Source organism: Sphingomonas parva (ex Maeng et al. 2020), assembly GCF_004564275.1.
Lineage (GTDB): Bacteria > Pseudomonadota > Alphaproteobacteria > Sphingomonadales > Sphingomonadaceae > Allosphingosinicella > Allosphingosinicella parva.
This window is the reverse complement of record NZ_SPDV01000007.1, coordinates 129,693-150,844: the sequence shown is the minus strand read 5'-3', so window position 1 is coordinate 150,844 and position 21,152 is coordinate 129,693. Positions and strand designations below refer to the sequence as shown.

Sequence of the window (21,152 nt, the reverse complement as noted above, 5' to 3'; positions counted from 1 at the left end):
GGCAGCGGTTCAGGTCGGATCGGTGGAGAAGCGCGCCTCCAGGGGCGCGAGCTCGTCTCCACGCCGCTCCACCAGAATCGAGTAGAGCTCGGGCCGGCGTCCGCGGATCCACCGCCGGCCGGTGGCGAGCGGCAGCAGTGAAAGATCGAGCTCGGCCGTGACCAGATCCTCGTCCAGCGCGTCGGACTCCGCCACGATCCTTCCGTAGGGATCGAGGATCATGGCGTTGCCGGTGCGGATCTCGCCGTCGTCGAAGCCGACGCCGTTGGCGAACAGCAGGAACATGCCATTGTCGTGCGCCCGCGCGGGCAGCCACCGCATCAGCCAGCCGCGTCCCTTGTCGCCCTGGAACTCGGCACGAAGCGGCTCCGGATTTACGTGGCGATCATGCCAGAGGGCGGGATCGATCGGCTTCATGCCATGCGGGCTGCGCGAGTCGGTGCCGCCGGTCTGGTGGGGCGCGATCAGGATATCCGCGCCAAGAAGGGCCGTCGCGCGGACGTTCTCGACGAGGTTGTTGTCGTAGCAGATGAGAATGCCGATCCGAACGCCCATCGGCGTGTCGAAGACCGTGTAGCGGTCGCCGCTGGAGATGTGGGGGCTCTCGAATGCATGGAGCTTGCGATGGCTGTGAACCCCGCCATCCGGAAGCGCCACCACATAGGTGTTGAACAACCGGCCGTCGGAGTCACTCTCGACGAGGCCGGCCCCGATGACCATGTCGAGCTCCCGCGCCAGGCGCACCAGGACCTCGGTCGAAGGACCTTGCGGGACCCGCTCCGCGAGCGCGCGCCAGCCGGCCGCGTCCAGCCGGCGCGCATGCCAATAGCCGGTGATGCACATTTCGGGGAAGGCAAGGATGCGGACCCCCTCCTCGTGCGCGGCGCGCGCGAACCGCTCGATCGTCGCGAGGTTGGCGGCCCGATCGCCGGGCCGGTGCTCGAACTGGACGACGCCGCACTTGAGGTTCAACACCGAGCTCCTTCTCGTTTTCGGCAGCTTAGCGGGGCCGGTGCTCAGGGGCGAGGCGGCTCCGCGCCGGGCGGCGTGACGCCGAGCGGGGTCGGAAGCGTCGGCTCCTCGCCCTGCTTGCGGCGGAACAGCACCCGATCCTCATGGGTGAAGCCGCGCTTCCAGACGATCGCGCCGAAGGTGAGCAGGATCGCGGGAACCCCTAGGGAGAGCTCGACCCATTCGAGCGAGGGCGGCAGCCAGGTGAACACCACGCCGACGACCACCGCGCCGGCGGCCGCCCAGATCAACGGCCAGCGCCAGCCCTGCACCGGCGCGTCGAGCAGCCGGCAGAGCAGCCGTGCCTTGAGCACCGAACCCAGCGCCAGCGCGACGCACAGAGAGAAGGCTGCGCCCGCCGCCTGCCACGGTTGGGGCCATCCCAGGGTTCGCATCGCGACGATGACCGCAAGCGTCACCGCGGCCTGAAGCCCGATCATCAGCAGCGAGATCATCAGGTTGCGGTGGCGGGCCACGTAGACCAGGGCGGCCTCCGACACCGCGGCGGTCGCCGCGATCACCTCTGCGGCCAGCAGGAAGGCGAGCGCCCCTGTCCCGCCGACGAACTCCTTGCCGACCAGGCCCATCACCGCCTCGCCGGGGATGCCGAGCGCCAGCGCGACTCCGGACTGGGCGGCGATCACCCAGAAGCCGACCTGGCGGACCTGCCTGGCGACGGCCTTGCGGTCGCCCTCGGCGAGGCGCTGCGTGATCACCGGCGCGAGGATCGGATCGAAGCTGGTCTTCAGCTTCTGCGGCAGCGAGGCGACCTGCTGCGCGACATAATAGACCCCGACGTAATAAGGCGCGACGAACAGGCCGAGGATGGCGATGTCGAGGCGGCGCGAGCCCCATTCGATCGCGTCCGCCGCGGCGAGCGGGATGTTCTTGCGCGCGACCGAAAGCAGCTGCGCCGGATTCGGCTTCCAGCCCTCGGGCAGGCCGTAGCTTCTGTAGAGCGGGATCAGCGCCGCGATCAGCGCCGATACCACCGACACGACATAAGCGAAGATCAGTCCGTCACGGGACGAGACGAAGAAGAGCAGCCCCGCGCCGATGCTGATCGTCCACGGCTCGACGATCGCCCGCGCCGTCACCGTCGCGCCGATATTGCGCCGGTAGGCGAGCGCCGCCAGCGCGATATCGGTGCCCGCGATCGCGAAGATCACCAGCGGCAGCAGCCATTCCGCCCCGTAGATCTCGCCGGTCGGGAACATCGCCCGGGGGAAGGTCATCAGGATCACGGTGGCGACGCCCGAGGCGATCAGCGCGGCGAGGATCGCGTCCATCACGATGCACGCATGCGGCTGCTCGGTGGTCGAGAGCTGCTGCGCAAGCCCGCGCTTCAGCCCAAGGGTGGCGAGCTGGGCCGCGAACTCGATCACGATCACGGCATAGGCAAAGCGCCCGAGCAGCTCCGGACCGTAGAGGCGGCCGGCAATGAACAGGAAGGGCAGCCGCGCCGCGAGGCGCAGCAGGAAGCCGAAGAAGTTCGTCCGCCCGCCCTTGGCCAGCGCGGCGATGTCCTCGCCGTCACCCCCGGCCGTGCTCAATGTGCCGCGCCCCAGTTCCGCCCGGTTCCGATCTCGACGCCGAGCGGCACGCTGAGAGTCACCGCCGGCTCCGCGGCGCGCTCCATGACGTCGCGGATGACGATGCTCGCCCGCTCGACATCCTCCTCCGGCACCTCGAAGACCAGTTCGTCGTGGACCTGCATCAGCATGCGCACCCGGCCGAGGCCTTCGCGCTCCAGGCGCGGGCACATGCGCACCATCGCCCGTTTGATGATGTCCGCGCTGGTGCCCTGGATCGGTGCGTTGATCGCCGCGCGCTCGGCACCCTGGCGCTCGCCCTGGTTCTTCGCCCGGATCGAGGGAAAATGGGTCTTGCGGCCGAACAGGGTGGTGGTGAAGCCCGTCTCGCGCACTTTTGACAGCGTATCGGCGATATAGTTCTGGATGCCGGGGAATCGATCGAAATAGCGGTCGATCATCGCCTGCGCCTCGTCGGCCGTGATCGACAGCCGCCCGGCCAGGCCCCAGCGCGAGATGCCGTAGAGGATCGCGAAGTTGATCGTCTTGGCGCTGGCGCGCGTATCGCGGGTCACCTCGCCGAACAGTTCCTGCGCCGTCAGGCTGTGGATGTCGTCGCCGCGAGCGAAGGCTTCGCGCAGCTGCGGAACGTCCGCCATATGGGCGGCGAGGCGAAGCTCGATCTGGCTGTAATCGGCGGCGAGGATCACATGGCCTTCGTCCGCGACGAAGGCGTCGCGGATCCGCCGCCCGATCTCGCTGCGGATCGGGATGTTCTGGAGGTTAGGGTCGGTCGACGAGAGGCGGCCGGTCTGCGCGCCCGAGAGCGAATAGCTGGTGTGGACCCGCCCCGTCTCCTTGTTGATCTGCTGCTGAAGCGCGTCGGTGTAGGTCGACTTCAGCTTGCTGAGCTGGCGCCACTCGAGCACCATCGCAGCGATCGGCACGCCCTCGCGCGAGAGGCGCTCGAGCTCGTTGACGTCGGTCGACCAGGTGCCGGACTTGCCCTTGCGGCCGCCCTTCAGGCCCATCTGGTTGAACAGCACGTCGCCCAATTGCTGGGGGCTGCCGATCGTGAAGGTGCAGCCCGCCTCGCCGCAAATGCGGCCTTCCAGCTCGGCGATTTGGGTCGAGAATTCGTGGCTGAGGCGGCCGAGCTCCTCCCGGTCGACCTTGACGCCTTCGCGCTCCATCCGCGCGATCACCGGCACCAGCGGCCGATCGACCATCTCGTAGACGCGCTCGACCCGCTCGTGCGGCATCCGCGCCTTGAACCGGCGCCACAACCGGAACGTCACGTCGGCGTCCTCGGCGGCATATTCGGTCGCGCGGTCGAGCGGCACCTGGTTGAACTTGATCTGCTTCTGCCCCGATCCGCAGACGTCCTTGTACGCGATGCATTCGTGATCGAGATGCTTCTTCGCCAGATCGTCCATCGAATGGCTGTTGAGGCCGCCGGCGTCGAGGTTGAAGCTCATCACCAGGCTGTCGTCGACCGGCGCCACCTTGATCCCGCGGCGATCGAACACGATCCAGTCGAACTTGAAATTGTGGCCGATCTTCAGAGTCGCCGAATCCTCGAGCAGAGGCTTCAGCCTGGCGAGGACGAGGGCGGCGGGCAGCTGCTCCGGCCGCTCGGACAGCAGATCGTGCCCGCCATGCTCCAGCGGGATGTAGCAGGCCTTGTTGCAGCCGGTGGCGAGGCTGATCCCGACAAGCTTGGCGGTGACGCAGTCAAAGCCGTCGGTCTCGGTATCGAGCGCAACCAGGCCGTTGGCGCGCGCCTCCGAGATCCAGCGGTCGAGCGCCTCCTCGGTCGTGACCGTCTCGTAGAGGGAGCGGTCGATCTTCGGCTCGGGGCGTACCTCGGCCTGCGTCGGCCGCGCCGCGGGCGAAGCGCCGCCGCCGGCCGAGGCGGCGGGAGTCCTCGCGCCGCTCGTGCCATCCAGGCGCGCGATCAGCGCGCGGAAGCCCTGATCCTCCAGGAACTCCCGCAACGGCTCGGGCGGGATGCCCTTCATCTCGAGCGCGTCGAGCGGCTCGGGCAGTGGGGCGTCGCAGACCAGGCTGACCAGCTCGCGCGAAAGACGCGCCTTGTCGGCATGCTCGATCAGGTTCTCGCGCAGCTTCGGCTTCTTGATGCCGGGCGCGGCGGCGAGCACGCTCTCCAGATCGCCATGTTCCTGGATCAGCTGCGCGGCGGTCTTGGGGCCGATGCCGGGCACGCCGGGAACGTTATCGACGCTGTCGCCCATCAGCGCCAGCACGTCGCCCAGCTTCTCGGGCGGCACACCGAACTTCTCGAGCACATAGTCGCGGCCGAGCTTTCGATCGTTCATCGTGTCGTAGAGATCGAGCCGCCCGTCCTCGATCAGCTGCATCAGATCCTTGTCGGACGAGACGATCGTCACCTTCCAGTCGGCGGCGAGCGCGGCCCTGGAGTAGCAGGCGATGATGTCGTCCGCCTCCAGCCCCGGCTCCTCGATACAGGGCAGCGAGAAGGCGCGGGTGGCGTCGCGGATCAGCGGGAATTGCGGGACGAGGTCCGGCGGCGGCGGCGGCCGGTGCGCCTTGTACTGATCGTAGACGTCGTTGCGGAAGCTCTTCGACCCAGCGTCGAAGATCACGGCGAGATGGGTCGGCCCCTCCTCCTTGTGCAGGCTCTCGGCGAGCTTCCACAGCATCGTCGTGTAGCCATAGACGGCGCCGACGTTGAGGCCATGCCGGTTGGTCAGCGGCGGCAGCCGGTGATAGGCGCGAAAGATGTAGCTGGAGCCGTCGACGAGATAGAGATGAGGCATGGTCCGGCTCTAGCGCAGGCAGCGCGGCGGACAAACATTCTTTCGGTCGGACGCGGGCGGTCGCCGGCCGGCCCGCCGTCGCTTGCGTCATCGCCGGTTAAACCGAGCCTTGCTAGGCGTCGCCACATGACCTGGAAGCCCCTTCTCGCCGCGGCGCTGCTTGCCGCGCTGACCGGCGGCAACGCCACCCTCTCGCCGGCGCAGACTGCCGCCCCGGCTGCCGCGCGCCCGTCCCCGCAGCCATTCTCCTCGTCGCGCATCTCGGTTCAGGTCAGCGGAACCGGTCCGGACGTGATCCTGATCCCGGGCCTCACCGCGTCGAGCGACGTCTGGAGGGGAACGGTCGCGGGCCTGCCGGGCTATCGCTACCATCTCGTCCAGGTCTCCGGCTTCGCGGGCACGCCGGTGCGAGGCAACGGCAGCGGAGCGGTGATCGCGCCGCTCGCCGCCGAGATCGCCCGTTACATCGAGACCCGGCAGCTCCAGAGGCCGGCGTTGATCGGCCATTCGATGGGCGGCACGCTGGCGATGATGGTTGCGGCGCAGCATCCTTCGCAGGTCGGCAAGGTCATGGTCGTCGACATGCTTCCCCAGCCCGCCGGCATCGTCGGCGCCTCGGCGAGCGGCGTGCGCGGTCTCGCCGATGCGCTGCGCGGCCTCGGCGACAGCGAGGATGGCCGCAGGGTGATCGCCTCGGCGATCCGCATGTTCGGCAATGCGGATGCGGACACCCGGCCGAGCGATCCCGATCTCGTCGCCCGCGCCACCCACGAGCTGGCGCTTACCGACCTCGGCCCCGCGCTGGCGAAGATCCAGGCGCCGCTCACCGTCGTCTACGCCTCGCCCGACGCAAGCCGCAACGCCGCCGCCGACCGCAGCTATGCCAGCGGCTATGGCGGGAAGAAGGGCGTCCGCCTGATCCGCGTCGATCAGAGCGGCCACATGGTCATGTACGATCAGCCGGCGAAGTTTCGCGCGGCGCTGAAGACGTTCCTGGAGAGCTGAGTTCCGATCCTGCACGCGTCCGGACGGAGCTTGGCGAAGCCCCTGCGAGAGGAGGAGCGGCCTTCGACAGGCTCAGGCCGGCAAACGCAGCGCCAGCCGCTGCAGAAGAGTTACCCCTTCGGGACCAGCACGGTATCGACCGCGTCCGGCAGCATGTCCGGATAGTCCAGCGTGTAGTGCAGGCCGCGGCTTTCCTGCCGCGTCAGGGCCGAGCGGACGATAAGGCCGGCGACCTCCACCAGGTTCCGGAGCTCGATCAGGTCCGGCGTCACGCGGAAGTGGCGGTAATATTCCTGCGTTTCCTGGCGCAGCAGGTTGACCCGGTTAAGCGCGCGTTCGAGCCGCTTGGTGGTCCGGACGATGCCGACATAGTCCCACATGAAGCGGCGGATCTCCTGCCAATTGTGGTGGACGACCACTTCCTCGTCGGAATCGGTGACCCGGCTCTCGTCCCAGGCGCGGATCGGCGGAGGCGGCGCCAGGTTCCCCCAGCTGCGATTGATGTGCTGGGCGGCGGCCACTCCGAACACCAGGCATTCGAGCACCGAGTTGGACGCAAGGCGGTTGGCGCCGTGGAGGCCGGACATCGTCACCTCGCCGGCCGCGTACAGCCCCTCGAGATCGGTGCGGCCGTCGAGATCCACCATCACCCCGCCGCACGTATAATGGGCCGCCGGGACGACGGGGATCGGCTCGCGGGTGATGTCGATGCCGATGTCCGGCTCGGCGAGCCGCGCCGCGATGGTCGGGAAGTGCTCGCGCACGAACTCAGGGTCGCGATGGCTGATGTCGAGGTGGACGAAGTCGAGGCCGAGGCGCTTCAGCTCATGGTCGATCGCCCGCGCGACGATGTCCCTTGGCGCGAGCTCGGCGCGCGCGTCGAACTCGGGCATGAAGCGGGCGCCGCCGGGGATCTTGAGCTGCCCGCCCTCGCCCCGCATCGCCTCGGTGATCAGGAAGTTCTTGACCTCCGGATGGTGGAGGCAGGTCGGGTGGAACTGGTTGAACTCCATGTTCGCGATCCGGCAGCCCGCTCGCCAGGCCATGGCGATGCCGTCGCCGGTCGAACCCCTGGGGTTGGTCGAATAGAGCCAGGCCCGGCTCGCGCCCCCCGATGCGAGGATCGTCGCGCGTGCGGTGAACAAGGACACGCCGCCCCGCGCCCGATCGAGCGCATAGACGCCCCAGACGCGGCGCTCGCTGGTCTCGGCGACGCTGTGCTTGCCCGTCACCAGGTCGATCGCGGCCATGTCGGGGATCAGGCTGATGTTGGGGTGCTGCGCCGCCGCTTTCTCCAGCGCGAGCTGGACGGCGCGGCCGGTGGCGTCGGCGACATGGACGATCCGGCGGTGGCTGTGCCCTCCCTCGCGGGTGAGGTGCCAACGCGAATCCTCGTCGCCGGCATTGAACGGGACGCCTAGCGCGGCGAGGCGCTCGATCGCGGCCGGTGCGCTCTCGACGACGAACTCGACCGCTTCGCGCCGGTTGAGCCCGGCGCCGGCGATGATCGTGTCCTCGATGTGGCTCTCGAACGTGTCGCCGGGCTCGAGCACGGCGGCGATGCCGCCCTGCGCCCAGGCGGTGGAGCCGGCGGAGATGTCGCCCTTGGCGAGAACCGCGATCCGCAGGTGCGGCGCAAGGGTCAGCGCGGCGGAGAGGCCGGCCGCGCCGGAGCCGATGACGAGGACGTCGAAATCGTGCGTCTCACCTGTCACCCGCGCCCCCTTCCCGGTTCAGATCGCAGCGGCCGCCGTGTTCGCCGCCCGCGTCAGGTTCAGGAACACGTCTTCCAGATCCGCCTCCCGGGTCGAGACATCGACGATGCCGAGGCCGTCCCGCTGCAGCGCCGCCAGCACCTCGCCCGCGTTCACCTTGTCCTTGCGGTAGGTGATGGCAAGCGTCCGCTCTCCCTTGAGCTCGATCTTCTCGAAGCATGAAGCGTCGGGAAGCGCGGCCACGTCCCGGTCGACGGTGACCTCGACCGCTTTCTCCTGGGCCATGCCGACCAGGGTGCGCGTCGTCTCGTTGGCGATCAGCCGGCCGTGATTGATGATCGCGATCCGGTCGCAGAGCTCCTCGGCCTCCTCGAGATAATGGGTGGTCAGCACGATGGTGACGCCGCTGCGGTTGAGCTCGCGGACATAGTCCCACAATTGCTGGCGAAGCTCGATGTCCACCCCGGCGGTCGGCTCGTCGAGGACGAGGATCGGCGGCGAGTGCACCATGGCCTTGGCGACGAGCAGGCGGCGCTTCATGCCACCGGAGAGAGTGCGCGAATAGGCGTTGGCCTTATCCTCGAGGTGGACGGCGCGCAGCAGTTCCGCGGTCTGCCGCTGGGCCTTCGGCACGCCGTAGAGGCCCGCCTGGATTTCCAGCGTCTCCGACGGCGTGAAGAACGGATCGAAGACGATCTCCTGAGGCACGATGCCGATCGAGGCCTTGGCATTGCGGGGATGCTTGTCGATATCGAAGCCCCAGATCTCGGCGCTGCCGCCGGTCTTGTTCACCAGCCCGGCGAGGATGTTGATCATCGTCGACTTGCCGGCGCCATTGGGCCCGAGCAGGCCGAAGATCTGGCCGCGCGGCACGTCCAGGGTCACGCCCTGGAGCGCCTGCTTGCCCCCCTTGTACGTCTTCTGAAGGTCGCGAATGGCGATGGCGGCGTCGGTCATGCCCGGCCCTTAACGCCTGCGCCGCACGAAGCATAGGCGCCTGGCGTGTGCTCGCTCAGCAGCAGCGGCCGATCCGATCGGGCCCCCCGCCGTAGCGCCGCTCGGTGCGCTCGCGGTGGAATTCGGCGCGGCTCATCACCGGCTCGCCCGGGTGGGCCGCACGGCGGTGCGCAGCATAGACCTCATAGTCCGGGACGCCGACCATCAGACGCGCCGCGCGCGCTGCGGCTTTCAGGCCGTCACGCCATCGCATCGGCGACCTCGAGAGCCGTCGGGCGGTCGCTGCGCCGGGCAGCGAGGATCGCGCGGACGCCGAAGAAGACCATGGCCAGGACCACGGCGACGAACAGCGCGCAAAGGCTGGCATTGACGTAATCGTTGAAGACGATCCGCCGCATCTCGCCGAGACCCTTCGCCGGCGCCAGGATTTCGCCGCGCCCGAGCGCTTCCGAATAGCGGGACGCATGGGCGAGGAAGCCGATCTTGGGGTCGGGGTGGAACATCTTCTGCCATCCCGCGGTCAGCGTGCAGAGCAGCAGCCACCCGACCGGGAGCAGGGTCACCCAGGCAAAGCGTTCCCGCTTCATCCGGAACAGCACGACCGTGCAGAGTGTCAACGCCATCGCGGCCAGCATCTGGTTCGAGATGCCGAACAGCGGCCAGAGCGTGTTGATCCCGCCGAGCGGGTCGGTGACGCCCTGGTAGAGGAACCAGCCCCAGCCGCCGACCGCGAGCGCCGTAGCGAGCAAATTGGCGGCCCAGCTCCGCGTCTCCTTGAGCCGCGGCACCGCGGTGCCGAGCAGATCCTGGATCATGAACCGCGCGACGCGCGTGCCGGCGTCGACCGTGGTGAGGATGAACAGCGCCTCGAACAGGATGGCGAAATGGTACCAGAAGGCCATCATCCCGGGCCCGCCAATGACGTTCGAGAGGATGTGGGCCATGCCCACCGCCAGTGTCGGTGCGCCGCCGGTGCGGGAGAGGATGGTCGCCTCGCCGACGTGCGCCGCCACCTGGTCGAGCATCGCCGGGGTGATCGCGAACCCCCAGCCGGAGACGGCGTTCGCCGCATCGGCGGTGGTGGTGCCGATCAGCGCCGCCGGGCTGTTCAGGGCGAAATAGACCGCCGGATCGAGCACGCTCGCCGCGACCAGAGCCATGATCGCGACGAAGCTCTCCATCAGCATCGCGCCATAACCGATCGCCGGGAGATGAGCCTCGCTCTCGATCATCTTCGGCGTCGTCCCCGACGCGACCAGGGCGTGGAAGCCGGAAACGGCGCCGCACGCGATGGTGATGAACAGGAAGGGAAAGAGGTTGCCGGCGAAGACCGGCCCGGTGCCGTCGACGAATCTCGTCACCGCCGGCATCTGGAGCTCCGGTCGAACGATCAGGATGCCGATCGCGAGGCCGACGATCGTGCCGATCTTGAGGAAGGTCGAGAGATAGTCGCGCGGCGCGAGCAGCAGCCACACCGGGATCACCGAGGCGATGAAGCCATAAGCGATCAGCATCAGCGCAAGCGCCTCGGCCGAGAAGGTGAAGGCAGGGCCCCATTGCGGATCGGAGGCGACCTGTCCGCCGAGGACGATTGCGGCCATCAGCCCCGCAAAGCCGATCAGCGAGACTTCGCCGATGCGCCCGGGGCGCAGGAAACGGCCGTAGAGGCCCATGACGAGGGCAACCGGCATCGTCGCGAACACGGTGAACGTCCCCCACGGGCTCCCCGCCAGTGCCTTCACCACCACCAGCGCCAGCACGGCGAGAAGGATGATCATGATCGCCAGTATTCCGATCATCGCCACGATGCCGGGGACGTTGCCCATCTCGGTGCGGATGATCTCGCCGAGCGAGCGGCCGTCCCGCCTGGTGGAGATGAACAGCATCAGGAAGTCCTGGACCGCCCCGGCGAACACCACGCCGACCAGCAGCCAGAGCGTGCCCGGAAGATACCCCATCTGGGCGGCGAGCACCGGCCCGACCAGCGGACCGGCGCCGGCGATCGCCGCGAAATGGTGGCCGAACAGGGTATAGCGGTCGGTCGGGACGTAATCGAGGCCGTCGTTGCGGCGCACGGCCGGGGTGCGGCGGGAAGGATCGATGCCGATCACCCGCCGGGCGATGAACATGGCGTAGAAGCGATAGGCCGTGAGGTAGACGCAGATTGCTGCAACCACGATCCACAGCGCGTTGATCGTCTCGCCGCGATGAAGCGCGACGACGCCCAGCGCAGCCGCTCCCGCCAGCGCGACCAGCGCCCAAAGCAGCCGATTGCCCGAAAGTGCCCGCATATCCCCTCCTCGCCGCACTGGCCGCGGCTGCTCGGCGCAGGCTAGCGGCGGCGCGTCGCGTCGGGAAGTCCTCGGCCACGGAAGATGGAAACGTCCATCTTTCCAGTTCGTTGAATGGTCCGCGCGAGGGGCGATGTAGGAGTGAGTCCGATGAACAAGCTTCTCGCAACCCTTGGCGCCATGTCGGCGCTAGCGATCGCGGCGCCGGCGGCGACGCAGGTCAGTTCGAATGCCAACGTAAACGCCAATGCCTATGGCGCGGCGAGCTTCGCCAATCGCATCGCGCGTCTCGACGCGCGCCTTCAATCCGGGATCAGCGCCGGCACCGTGAGCAGTGCCGAAGCGAGGACCCTGCGCCAGCAGCTTCGCGCGCTGTCACGCCTCGAGCGGCAGTACAGCCGGAACGGGCTTACCCAGGCGGAGCGGCAGGATCTGCAGCAGCGGATCCGCACCTTCCGCCAGGATCTCGCCCTCGCCGACGGCCGCGGCAATCGCTACGGCTCCAATGACGATCTGTATGACGACGATTATACCGGCCAGGGCGGCCCTTACGAGGAGGTCCAGTGCGAACGCCAGGGTGGAATCGGCGGTCTGATCGGCTCGGTCTTCGGCGGCAATGACGATTGCGATGGCCTGCAGGTGGGCGAGCGGGTCTCGGGCAACCTCGGCACCTTGCCCTCTTCCTATCGCAGCCAGTTCCGCGACGGGAACGGCATCGTCTACCGGACCGACGGCCGGCAGATCTATCAGATCGACACCCGCACCAACACGGTCCTGCGTGTCTACGCCATGACCCGCTGACCGGCAGCAGGGAGGGTCGCATTCGGCTCGCGCGATGCGGCCCACCTTTGCACCAGGCCGACGCTTTCAACCCTCGCCCGCAGCCTTGCTATTGAGAATTAGTCGCAATAATGTCCCGCATCGGAGGTGAAGATGCGGATCGAATGTCTGGCGCGCAGGGCCGAGTTGCAGGAGCTTCCCGATCAGGCAGTCCGCGCCGTGCGGGCGCTGCGCCGCTGGGTTGCGGCCCGGGGGACGGGACGGTGCACGATGGATTCGTTGCGAGCGCAGCTCGGCTGCCTCCGTGCTGCGGTCCATCTCCAGCTTCTCCTCGAGGAAGTGGGCGCCGCCTGGCCGGAGCCTTTCTCGGTCAGCCCGCCCTGCTGCCCCCGCCTCAGCCATGACGAGACGACCCTCGCCGGGATGCTGTCCCTGGCCGCGGCGGCGGATCGGCCGGGCTTCGACCGCCTGCTTTCCGATCTGCTCGCGGAAGACGTGCGCGAGCGGCTCTACCACTCTGCGCGGGTGCTGAGCGGCGTCCTGCCCGCCTGAGGTCAGCGCACGGCGCCGGGGACGACCGGGTGGCCGGAGTGGCCGCGCCCGGCCGGTATCTCGCGCCCGTAGGTTCCGGTGAGCAAGCCCGCGGCGAGAACGTTGCCGGCCATCGCCCTGACCAGCGCCGCCCGGCCCGGATTGCGGCCGAGGTCCGGCACTATGCCCAGGGCGAAAAGCTGGAAGGCGTAGGCATGCTCGCCGTGTCCGGTCGGCGGATCGGGCGGCAGCCAGCCTTCCAGGAAGTAGGAATTGCGCCCCACGTCCCTGCCGTCGGTATCGCCGGCGCCGTCGGCGACGATCGCGCCCTCGGCGAGACGCGCTTCATCCGCAGGGATGCCCCAGACGACGGCATGGACCAGCGGTTGCGGCGCCGGCGCGTCGGGATCCTCGACGATCAGCGCCAGGCTCTGCGTACCCTCGGGCACCGGACCCCAGATCAGCGGCGGCGAAACGCCTTCGCCGTCGGCGGTGAAGCGGGGCGGCAGCCGCGCCCCATCGGCGAAGGCCGGGCTGGAGAGGTCGATGCCGGAGAAGCTGCCGCCCAGCTCCGGCTGGAGGATCGCCAGTTTCTCGGCGCCGGCGCGGACCTTGCGGAGCGCGTGGCCGAGCCAATGCGGAACGTGTTCGAGCATGGAGCCTCCCTGGTGCGCGCTTCTCAACCCGCGAACCGCGGCTTCGCTCCGAACGCCGCAGGTCAGTTCCCCGAGATGAGGTCTCCGAACGGCCCAAGCACCGAGCCCTCGCCGCGATTGCCTCCTGGGCCGCCGGGCATCGCCGCCTGCAGCATCCGTCCGGCGAGGCGGGCGAACGGCAGCGACTGGATCCACACCTTCCCAGGGCCGGTCAGCCGCGCAAAGAACAGGCCTTCCCCACCGAACAGGGCGCTGCGCACGCCCCCGGCGCCGACAAGATCGAAATCGACCGAAGAGGTGAAGGCGGCGATGCAGCCGGTGTCGACGTGGAGCTGCTCGCCCGCTTTAAGCTCGCGCTCGATCACCGCGCCGCCCATCTGAACGAAGACCCAGCCGTCGCCGTCGAGCCGCTGCATGATGAACCCTTCGCCGCCGAAGAGGCCGGTGAGAATCCGGCGCTGGAAGTGGATGCCGATCGACACGCCGCGTGCCGCGGCGAGGAAGCTGTCCTTCTGGCAGATCAGCGTCCCCCCGACCTCGGAGAGGCGGATCGGCAGGATCGCCCCGGGCACCGGAGCGCCGAAGGCGACCCGTGCCTTGCCGCCGCCCTGGTGGGTGAAGACCGTGGTGAACAGGCTCTCCCCGGTGACGAGGCGCTTCCCGGCCGAGAGCAACTTGCCCATGAACCCGCCCTCCTGGCCGTCGCCGCTGCCGAACACGGTTGTCATCTCGACGCTGGCGTCCTTCCAGACCATCGAGCCGGCCTCGGCGACCGCGCTCTCGCCAGGGTCCAGCTCGATCTCGACGAACTGCAGCTCCTGGCCCTTGATCTCGAAATCAATGTCGTCCGCGACGCCCGAGCTGCGGCTGTGGTGATAGGGGGCGCCCCAGGGGGAGTTCGGCATGACGGATCCTCTCGCTCGTGATCCGCTCATCATATCGCGCAGCGCCCCGCCTTATCCAGCGGGACGTGTCCGCGGGTCTGCCGGTCTCGGTTCAGCCCGCGGCGATCAGCTCGTCCCAATCGAAATCGCCATGGCAGGTCAGCCAGGTCAGGGCATGGTGCCGCTCGCGCGCCACCTCGGGATCGATTCCCTCCGGCGACGGCCGCCCGTCGAGGCCGGCACGTCGCGCCGCCATATGATAACGGTAGGCGAGATCGGCCTCGTTGAGGATCTCGTTGGCGGGCCGCAGCCGATGGCGGGCAAGATCGGGAATATCGAAGATCGTGTCCATCAGACGATCGGAATCGCACCTCCGATCCGGCCGCCCGAGAGCGCCGTCGAAGTGGCGCAGCGCCCACATCAGCGTCCAGGATGCTTCGTAGCGCCAGGCGAACCAGGCGCGCAGGTCGCTGCTGGGCTCGTCGTCGTCGATGAAGTCCTGCTCGAGAGGCGAGAACAGGCCGTAGGCGCCGCGCTCGTCGATGATCCGCTCCACCTCGATCTGCGGAATTCCGGCACCCTTGGCGCCGACGATAGCCAGCGCCAGCGCCCGATCGGCGACCTCGGCTCGCGTCGGGAGCTGCAGACCCGCCTCGCCCTCGACGACGGGGAGGTGGCGATCGACAGCAACCCCCTCGGCACGCAGAAGGTCTTCGGAATGCTGCTTGCGCAGCACCTGGTCGAGGCAGATCTCGGGAACGTCCCCGCTCGCCGGAATCAGCACCTGACCGGCAACGCCGGAGAAATCGGCGACGCCTTCCGCGACGTCCGAGCGGCCGCCCTGGATCAGCCGAAGCTGGTTCACGGCCTTTCTCCCGCCAAGTGCATCATTCCCGCATTCCTTCGTCCAATCCTGCCTTTCTCATAGAGCGAAAGCGATCGGTCGCGGGGCGGGACGCTCTATTTCGGATCGAACTCCACGTGGAGGTGGTTGTTGGCGGGATTGAGGAACACCTCGAAGAGCACGTCATAGCCGCTGCCGAGGATCTGCGAGACCTCCTGCTGGAAACGCTTGCCGAGCTCCACCGAGATGTTGTTGCCGCGGAAATCCAGCGCCCGATCCTTGAAGTGGAGCGACCCGGCCATGTGGTTGCTGTCGTTGCCGGAGGTGATCACCGCCTGCGGAAGGCCGAGGGTGCGCACCGCCTGAGCCACGGCGGCGATCGCCTTCGCCATCGCGGGATGCAGCCGTGCAATCTTCACGGCACTGCTTTTCACCCCGACGCCATGCTGCTGGGCGACCATGTTGCCGTCGATCGTGCCGTCCGCCTCGGGCGCGGCGTCGGGCGGCGGCGGCGGCGCGGGGGTTGCCGCGGGAGATGGCCTGAACATCGCGAGGCACTTCTCGCACTCGCTCGGATAGCGGTTCCTGGTGATGCTGATCAGCTGGTTGCGCTGGGACTGCGGCAGCTTGGGGTTGGCGGCGACCTCCAGAACATAGGCGGTGCGGGCCTTGTAGATCTGCTCGACGAGCGCCCGGTCATAGCCGGGATCGTCGCGCGACAGCGTCGGGTCGGTGGCATCGATGGCGCGGATCAGGATGGTGGCGGCGCGGCCATGCTGGACCGCCACCGACCAGGTCGCATCGCGCACCGCGTCGTGCCTCTTGTCGAGATCGAGCCCCTTGCGCGCGAGCACGTCGGCAACGGTCTGGCGATAATGGGTGCGTTCGATGAACTGGTGCTGCGCCGCCCGGAAATCGTCCGGCTCGCGGCTTGCGATCGCCTTCCACAGGTTCGAGAAATCGCCGCTGCCCGGGACGAAGGCGCCGAGCTCCGCCGCCCAGCGCTTGCCCTCGCCCTTGAGGAAGGCGCCGAGCGTGCCGGCGTTCGAGGAAAGCTGATAGACGCCGTAGGAGACACCGCCAGGGTCGCCGGCCCCGGAGGAGACGGTGCCGGGTCCGCGATTGCCGCTCTCGAAGATCTCCGAGAGGGCGCCGAGCCGGTGCCTGGCGGTGCTCACCGCGGCTTTGACCGCGTCGGCCAGGTTCGAAAGCATCTCGCCCGCCGTGGGCGGCGTAGCCACTGCTGCTTCGGCAAGATCGCAGGCGCGATCGAGCGTTTCCACTTCCGACTGGCTGAAACCCCGCCCGAGCAGCTGGCGCACGGCGTCGAAAATCGGCTTTCTGTTCATCACCAATCCCCCCATCGGTTCAGAAGGACTGTCATACCGAAGATTGCAGCCTGCGGGAACGATCCGACCACGACCATCTCCGATCCGGACCAGTCGCCGAGCGAGCCGCGGCGAGGGCGGCTGGCGTCAGCGCGGCGGCAGGCTCGGCTCGACCAGATCCCAGAGATTTCCGTAGAGGTCCTCGAACACGGCGACGATGCCGTAAGGCTGCTCCGCCGGCGGCCGGACGAAACGGACGCCGCGGGCCTTCAGCGTCTCGAAATCCCGCCGGAAATCATCGGTGTGGAGGAACAGGAACACGCGGCCGCCGGCCTGCCGGCCGACGAGTGCTTCCTGCTCTTGCGTCGCGGCCCGCGCGAGGAGCAGGCTCGTGCCCCCTCCGCCGGGCGGCGCGACCAATACCCATCTCTTGCCCTGTTCGGGCTGGTGGTCGTCCGCCACGAGCGTGAAGCCGAGCCTCTCGCAATACCAGGCGATCGCCTCGTCATAGTCGCGGACGACGAGCGCCACGTGCGCGAGCACGGCGCCGTTCAGCACGCGCGCGCGACGCTCCGGCTGTTCAGCGGAACTGACAAGGAGAGCCGGCCCACAAGGCCATCACCTTGTCCTGCTCGTCGAGGAATCCGCCGACGCCGCCGACGTCGAACTCTGGCCCGATGCTCGATTCCTCGTCCACCGGCGTGTCGCCCAGGGCGCTACGCGGCGCGCCGACAGTCAGGCCGCCCGCCGTATGCAGCACCGGTTTGCTCCCGCCGAGCGACCAGCCGGCGAACCTGCCCTCCTGGAAACCGAGCTGGAGGTTCCCGAACTGGACGAAATCCATCGGTCCCTCGCCGCATGCGTCATTGTGCTCGCGGCGCTCCGGCGTTCCGAACACGGCCGTCGCCGCCCTGACGACATCCGCCTGCGGCATGCCGAAGGTCAGGCCGGGCGCGAGCCCGTTGGCGGCGAGAGTGTAGGGCACTGGCGCGGCGTCGGGCGCCGCCGCGGCTGCTGCGTTCGAGGCCGGTTGCGGAGTGACGGCGGCCGCCGCGGCCGGAGAGGCGCCATTGGCGGCCGTATCCGAGCTCGGCGTGTCCCTCCCGCTGCCGCAGGCGGCGACAGCGAGAGCTGCCGCCACGGTCGCCATCATCCTGCGTCGGTCCATCGGCTTCCCCCTGGCCGGGAGCAGGAAAACACGAAGGCGCGGCCGGCGCAACAGATGCTGCGCCGGCCGCCGGCCCCTATTCGGCCGCGGGGAGGTAGATCTCTCCGCCCTTCTCCCGGAACTTCTCGCTCATCTCGGCCATGCCCGCTTCCGCATCGCCGGCCGCGAGGACCGTGTCGGCGGGCGCATTTTGCCTGGCCGCGAAGTCCCGCACTTCCTGGGTGATCTTCATCGAGCAGAATTTCGGGCCGCACATCGAGCAGAAATGCGCGGTCTTGGCGCCCTCGGCGGGCAAGGTCTGATCGTGGTATCTCTCGGCCGTGTCCGGGTCGAGGCTGAGATGGAACTGGTCGCGCCAGCGAAACTCGAAGCGGGCGCGGCTGAGCGCGTCGTCGCGCAGCTTCGCCGCCGGATGGCCCTTGGCGAGATCGGCGGCGTGGGCGGCGAGCTTGTAGGTGACGACTCCGACCTTGACGTCGTCGCGGTCGGGCAGGCCGAGATGCTCCTTGGGTGTCACGTAGCAGAGCATCGCCGTGCCGAACCAGCCGATCATCGCCGCGCCGATCGCGCTGGTGATGTGATCGTAGCCGGGCGCGATATCGGTGGTCAGCGGCCCGAGCGTATAGAAGGGCGCCTCGCCGCAGGCCTCGAGCTGCTTGTCCATGTTCGCCTTGATCTTGTGCATCGGCACGTGGCCGGGGCCCTCGATCATCACCTGGACGTCGTGACGCCATGCAATCTCGGTCAGCTCGCCGAGCGTGGCGAGCTCGGCGAACTGCGCCTCGTCATTGGCGTCGGCGATCGAGCCGGGGCGCAGGCCGTCGCCCAGCGAGAAGGCGATGTCGTACGCCTTCATGATCTCGCAGATCTCCTCGAAGCGGGTGTAGAGGAAGCTCTCCTTGTGGTGGGCGAGGCACCATTTGGCCATGATCGAGCCGCCGCGGCTGACGATGCCGGTGACGCGCTTCGCCGTCATCGGGATGTAGGGCAGGCGGACGCCCGCGTGGATGGTGAAATAGTCGACGCCCTGCTCGGCCTGCTCGATCAGCGTGTCGCGGTAGATCTCCCAGGTGAGGTCCTCGGCGACGCCGCCGACCTTCTCCAGCGCCTGGTAGATCGGCACGGTGCCGATCGGCACCGGGGAGTTGCGGATGATCCATTCGCGCGTGTCGTGGATGTTGCGCCCGGTCGAGAGGTCCATGACCGTGTCGGCGCCCCAGCGGATCGCCCAGACCATCTTGTCGACCTCGGACGCAACGTCCGACGCCACCGCGGAGTTGCCGATATTGGCGTTGATCTTGACCAGGAAGTTGCGGCCGATCGCCATCGGCTCGCTCTCCGGATGGTTGATGTTCGACGGGATGATCGCGCGGCCGCGGGCGACCTCGTCGCGAACGAACTCGGGCGTGACGAAATCCGGGATGGCCGCGCCGAAGTCCTGCCCGTCGCGCGCCGCCGCCTCGGCCCGCTGCGCGCGTCCCAGATTTTCGCGGATCGCGACATATTCCATCTCGGGCGTGACGATGCCGCGCCTAGCATAATGCATCTGGGTAACGTTGGCGCCGGCCCTGGCGCGCAGCACGTCGCGGCGGACGTTGGGGAAGGGCTGGACGCCGCCGGAGCGGTCCGGCCCCAGCTGGCCGTTGTCCTCCGGCTTCACCTCGCGCTGCGGCACCTCCTCGACGTCGCCGCGGCCGCGGATCCAGTCGCGGCGGAGCTCGGGGAGGCCGGCCATGATGTCGATCGCCGCCTTCGGATCGGTATAGGGGCCCGAGCAATCGTAGACGCGCAGAGGCGGCTCTCCGCTCGACGGTTCGAGGTCGATCTCGCGCATCGCGACGCGAAGACCGTTCGGGCCTTCGACGTGAATCTTGCGGCTGCCGCGGATCGGGCCGGTGGTGACCTTCAGTTCGGTGCGGGCGGGAATATCGGCCATGTCTTCGCTCTCCTAGGTGGATGGAGAGCGGCGAGGTCTGGCCTATCCGTCTCCCTCCCTACGCCGGTGTCAGCCGGATCAGGTTCGACGGGTCGCGGGCCAGGAAGCCCGCCTCTCAACCGCGTCTTGGGCGCGGTCCCCCGGGGAATGGTTCCCCATAGGCCAAAGCGGAGCACTCAGGAAGCCGCTGCGTTGATCGGAGATGCACATCGTCGAAATTCTCCTGCCGCTCTGCGACAACGAGGGTCACCGCTTCGGCCATGCGCCTTACGAGCAGGTGCGCGAGGAGCTCGTCGCCCGCTTCGGGGGGCTCACCGCCTTCACCCGCAGCCCGGCCGAGGGCCTGTGGGAAGACGAGGGCGAGCGCAGTCGTGATCAGATCGTGATCTTCGAGGTGATGAGCGACGGCATCGACCGCAATTGGTGGGAGAAGTACCGCGCCGAGCTCGAGATCCTGTTCCGCCAGGAAAGGATCATCGTGCGCGCCCACGAGGTCGAGATCATCTAGGCCGCAGCCGCCTCTCTCCTCTCGGATCCGCCCGTCCCTACAGCGGGAGCTCGAGCGGCACTGGACCGGGCGCCGCTTCGCCCTCGATGAGGTTGGAGAGGCCGAGGCCGAGCAGGCGAATGCTCTTGGCGGGCGGCAGCAGGGTGCGGAGCAGGGCGCGCCCGGTCTCGACGAACTCCTCGACGTCCCGGACCATGACCGTCGTCGATCGGGCGCGGCTGACGATCTGAAAATCCGCGTATTTGACCTTGAGATTGACGGTCCGGCCCCTCAGCCCCTTCGCTTCGATCCGGGTCCAGACGTGGCGGCCGATCCGCTCTAGCTCGTCGAGCAGCGCCTGGGGTTCCGCCAGGTCAGTCATGAACGTGTCTTCGGCGCTGACCGACTTGTACGGACGATCGGCTTTCACCTGCCGGTGGCAGATGCCGCGGGCGAGGTCGTGATAATATTGGGCCGAGCTGCCGAAGTGCGCGGCAAGCCAGTCGAGGCTGCGCGTCTTGAGATCGGCCCCCGTCTCGATGCCCAAGCGCTTCATCTTCTCCGCGGTCTTCGGCCCCACCCCGTGGAAGCGCGCGACCGGCAGCGACTCGACGAACGCCGGCCCGCGCGCCGGGGTGACGACGCAAAGTCCGTTCGGCTTGTTCTGATCGGACGCAAGCTTCGCCAGGAACTTGTTGTACGAGACTCCGGCCGACGCCGTGAGGCCGGTCTCCGCCAGGATCCTGGCCCGTATCTCCTCGGCAATCCTGGTGGCGATGCCGATGCCCTTGAGGTCCTCGGTCACGTCCAGATAGGCTTCGTCGAGGCTGAGCGGCTCGACGTGCGGCGTATAGTCCAGGAAGATCGCGCGAATCTGCTGGGAGACGGCGCGATAGGCGTCGAACCTCGGCTTTACGAAGATCAGTTCGGGGCAGCGGCGGCGTGCCGTCACCGCGGGCATCGCAGAGCGCACGCCGAAGCGCCTCGCTTCGTAGCTCGCCGCCGCGACCACGCCCCGCACGCCTCCGCCGACGGCGATCGGCTTGCCGCGCAACTCGGGATGGTCGCGCTGCTCCACCGACGCGTAGAAAGCGTCCATGTCGACGTGGATGATCTTGCGCAGGGCGTTCACGCTTTGTGCTTATAGGCGATCGGGTTCACTCGGGAAAGGCCGCGACTGCACCCAGATGTGGCATCTTCGCCACAGCCGACTTGGATTGGTGTCG

Annotated in this window: 19 protein-coding genes and 1 riboswitch; of the genes, 4 read left to right on the top strand and 15 right to left on the bottom strand. The window is 68.3% G+C overall.

Features of this window, described 5'->3' with window-relative positions:
- Positions 1 to 9: 9 nt before the first annotated feature.
- The 3 genes from E2493_RS04750 to polA are packed head-to-tail and all read right to left on the bottom strand — an operon-like array spanning position 10 to position 5,344.
- Positions 10 to 972: a nitrilase family protein gene (locus E2493_RS04750; RefSeq protein WP_225421148.1), complete on the bottom strand. Its 963-nt coding sequence runs from the start codon at positions 970 to 972 to the stop codon at positions 10 to 12.
- A gap of 44 nt (positions 973 to 1,016) precedes the next feature.
- Positions 1,017 to 2,564: a lipopolysaccharide biosynthesis protein gene (locus tag E2493_RS04745; protein ID WP_135084235.1), complete on the bottom strand. Its 1,548-nt coding sequence runs from the start codon at positions 2,562 to 2,564 to the stop codon at positions 1,017 to 1,019.
- Positions 2,561 to 5,344: a DNA polymerase I gene (polA, locus tag E2493_RS04740; protein ID WP_135084233.1), complete on the bottom strand. Its 2,784-nt coding sequence runs from the start codon at positions 5,342 to 5,344 to the stop codon at positions 2,561 to 2,563. Before polA ends, E2493_RS04745 begins: the two co-directional genes overlap by 4 nt.
- A 126-nt stretch (positions 5,345 to 5,470) precedes the next feature.
- Here polA and E2493_RS04735 point away from each other — a divergent pair, with 126 nt between their 5' ends.
- Complete coding sequence (locus E2493_RS04735) at positions 5,471 to 6,349, top strand: alpha/beta fold hydrolase (RefSeq protein WP_167737387.1); 879 nt, start codon at positions 5,471 to 5,473, stop codon at positions 6,347 to 6,349.
- A 110-nt stretch (positions 6,350 to 6,459) separates the two neighbouring features.
- Here E2493_RS04735 and nadB read toward each other — a convergent pair whose 3' ends face one another.
- From nadB to E2493_RS04715, 4 genes are read right to left on the bottom strand one after another with little or no spacing between them, the layout of a single operon-like run.
- Entirely contained in the window at positions 6,460 to 8,064 is a 1,605-nt protein-coding gene (gene nadB, locus E2493_RS04730) for an L-aspartate oxidase (protein ID WP_135084229.1), read from the bottom strand.
- Positions 8,065 to 8,082: 18 nt separating this feature from the next.
- Entirely contained in the window at positions 8,083 to 9,021 is a 939-nt protein-coding gene (locus tag E2493_RS04725; RefSeq protein ID WP_135084227.1) for an ABC transporter ATP-binding protein, read from the bottom strand.
- A gap of 55 nt (positions 9,022 to 9,076) precedes the next feature.
- A complete protein-coding gene (locus tag E2493_RS04720) occupies positions 9,077 to 9,274 on the bottom strand; it encodes a YbdD/YjiX family protein (protein ID WP_135084226.1) in 198 nt (65 codons plus the stop codon).
- Positions 9,261 to 11,312 carry a carbon starvation CstA family protein gene (locus tag E2493_RS04715; RefSeq protein WP_135084224.1) on the bottom strand — a complete coding sequence of 684 codons (2,052 nt, stop codon included), beginning with the start codon at positions 11,310 to 11,312 and terminating at the stop codon, positions 9,261 to 9,263. Before E2493_RS04715 ends, E2493_RS04720 begins: the two co-directional genes overlap by 14 nt.
- 150 nt (positions 11,313 to 11,462) lie before the next feature.
- Here E2493_RS04715 and E2493_RS04710 point away from each other — a divergent pair, with 150 nt between their 5' ends.
- Both E2493_RS04710 and E2493_RS04705 read left to right on the top strand, forming a co-directional pair.
- Entirely contained in the window at positions 11,463 to 12,113 is a 651-nt protein-coding gene (locus E2493_RS04710; protein ID WP_135084222.1) for a hypothetical protein, read from the top strand.
- Positions 12,114 to 12,245: 132 nt separating this feature from the next.
- On the top strand, positions 12,246 to 12,644 hold the full coding sequence (locus E2493_RS04705; protein ID WP_167737386.1) for an addiction module antidote protein: 399 nt from the start codon (positions 12,246 to 12,248) through the stop codon (positions 12,642 to 12,644).
- Between the two features lie 2 nt (positions 12,645 to 12,646).
- On the opposite strand, the gene E2493_RS04700 is transcribed toward E2493_RS04705, so the two are convergent.
- The 7 genes from E2493_RS04700 to thiC form a co-directional block, all read right to left on the bottom strand.
- Positions 12,647 to 13,279: a YbhB/YbcL family Raf kinase inhibitor-like protein gene (locus E2493_RS04700; protein ID WP_135084218.1), complete on the bottom strand. Its 633-nt coding sequence runs from the start codon at positions 13,277 to 13,279 to the stop codon at positions 12,647 to 12,649.
- 62 nt (positions 13,280 to 13,341) lie between these two features.
- The gene (locus E2493_RS04695; protein ID WP_135084216.1) at positions 13,342 to 14,184 is read right to left on the bottom strand and encodes a TIGR00266 family protein; all 843 of its coding nucleotides are present in this window, start codon (positions 14,182 to 14,184) and stop codon (positions 13,342 to 13,344) included.
- A gap of 91 nt (positions 14,185 to 14,275) precedes the next feature.
- The gene (locus E2493_RS04690) at positions 14,276 to 15,028 is read right to left on the bottom strand and encodes a DUF4272 domain-containing protein (protein WP_135084214.1); all 753 of its coding nucleotides are present in this window, start codon (positions 15,026 to 15,028) and stop codon (positions 14,276 to 14,278) included.
- A 95-nt stretch (positions 15,029 to 15,123) separates the two neighbouring features.
- Positions 15,124 to 16,356: a VgrG-related protein gene (locus tag E2493_RS21555; protein WP_135084212.1), complete on the bottom strand. Its 1,233-nt coding sequence runs from the start codon at positions 16,354 to 16,356 to the stop codon at positions 15,124 to 15,126.
- A 126-nt stretch (positions 16,357 to 16,482) separates the two neighbouring features.
- Complete coding sequence (locus tag E2493_RS04680) at positions 16,483 to 16,893, bottom strand: VOC family protein (protein WP_225421147.1); 411 nt, start codon at positions 16,891 to 16,893, stop codon at positions 16,483 to 16,485.
- A gap of 22 nt (positions 16,894 to 16,915) precedes the next feature.
- A complete protein-coding gene (locus tag E2493_RS04675; RefSeq protein ID WP_135084210.1) occupies positions 16,916 to 17,503 on the bottom strand; it encodes a hypothetical protein in 588 nt (195 codons plus the stop codon).
- Positions 17,504 to 17,579: 76 nt separating this feature from the next.
- Complete coding sequence (thiC, locus tag E2493_RS04670) at positions 17,580 to 19,439, bottom strand: phosphomethylpyrimidine synthase ThiC (RefSeq protein ID WP_135084208.1); 1,860 nt, start codon at positions 19,437 to 19,439, stop codon at positions 17,580 to 17,582.
- Positions 19,440 to 19,477: 38 nt separating this feature from the next.
- Positions 19,478 to 19,592, bottom strand: a riboswitch (TPP riboswitch).
- A gap of 49 nt (positions 19,593 to 19,641) precedes the next feature.
- Here thiC and E2493_RS04665 point away from each other — a divergent pair.
- Positions 19,642 to 19,947 (top strand): hypothetical protein, encoded by a 306-nt coding sequence (locus E2493_RS04665; RefSeq protein ID WP_135084206.1) that lies wholly within the window; start codon positions 19,642 to 19,644, stop codon positions 19,945 to 19,947.
- A gap of 37 nt (positions 19,948 to 19,984) precedes the next feature.
- Here the strand turns inward: E2493_RS04665 and dinB are convergent, their stop codons facing one another.
- Positions 19,985 to 21,058 carry a DNA polymerase IV gene (dinB, locus tag E2493_RS04660; RefSeq protein ID WP_225421146.1) on the bottom strand — a complete coding sequence of 358 codons (1,074 nt, stop codon included), beginning with the start codon at positions 21,056 to 21,058 and terminating at the stop codon, positions 19,985 to 19,987.
- Positions 21,059 to 21,152 lie beyond the last annotated feature (94 nt).

Excerpts from the sequence above, each read along its gene's own strand:
- polA (WP_135084233.1), bottom strand. The coding sequence starts at position 5,344 with ATGCCTCATCTCTATCTCGTCGACGGCTCCAGCTACATCTTTCGCGCC.
- E2493_RS04735 (WP_167737387.1), top strand. The coding sequence starts at position 5,471 with ATGACCTGGAAGCCCCTTCTCGCCGCGGCGCTGCTTGCCGCGCTGACC.
- E2493_RS04725 (WP_135084227.1), bottom strand. The coding sequence starts at position 9,021 with ATGACCGACGCCGCCATCGCCATTCGCGACCTTCAGAAGACGTACAAG.
- E2493_RS04720 (WP_135084226.1), bottom strand. The coding sequence starts at position 9,274 with ATGCGATGGCGTGACGGCCTGAAAGCCGCAGCGCGCGCGGCGCGTCTG.
- E2493_RS04715 (WP_135084224.1), bottom strand. The coding sequence starts at position 11,312 with ATGCGGGCACTTTCGGGCAATCGGCTGCTTTGGGCGCTGGTCGCGCTG.
- E2493_RS04710 (WP_135084222.1), top strand. The coding sequence starts at position 11,463 with ATGAACAAGCTTCTCGCAACCCTTGGCGCCATGTCGGCGCTAGCGATC.
- E2493_RS04705 (WP_167737386.1), top strand. The coding sequence starts at position 12,246 with ATGCGGATCGAATGTCTGGCGCGCAGGGCCGAGTTGCAGGAGCTTCCC.
- E2493_RS04700 (WP_135084218.1), bottom strand. The coding sequence starts at position 13,279 with ATGCTCGAACACGTTCCGCATTGGCTCGGCCACGCGCTCCGCAAGGTC.
- E2493_RS04695 (WP_135084216.1), bottom strand. The coding sequence starts at position 14,184 with ATGCCGAACTCCCCCTGGGGCGCCCCCTATCACCACAGCCGCAGCTCG.
- E2493_RS21555 (WP_135084212.1), bottom strand. The coding sequence starts at position 16,356 with ATGAACAGAAAGCCGATTTTCGACGCCGTGCGCCAGCTGCTCGGGCGG.
- E2493_RS04675 (WP_135084210.1), bottom strand. The coding sequence starts at position 17,503 with ATGGACCGACGCAGGATGATGGCGACCGTGGCGGCAGCTCTCGCTGTC.
- thiC (WP_135084208.1), bottom strand. The coding sequence starts at position 19,439 with ATGGCCGATATTCCCGCCCGCACCGAACTGAAGGTCACCACCGGCCCG.
- E2493_RS04665 (WP_135084206.1), top strand. The coding sequence starts at position 19,642 with ATGCACATCGTCGAAATTCTCCTGCCGCTCTGCGACAACGAGGGTCAC.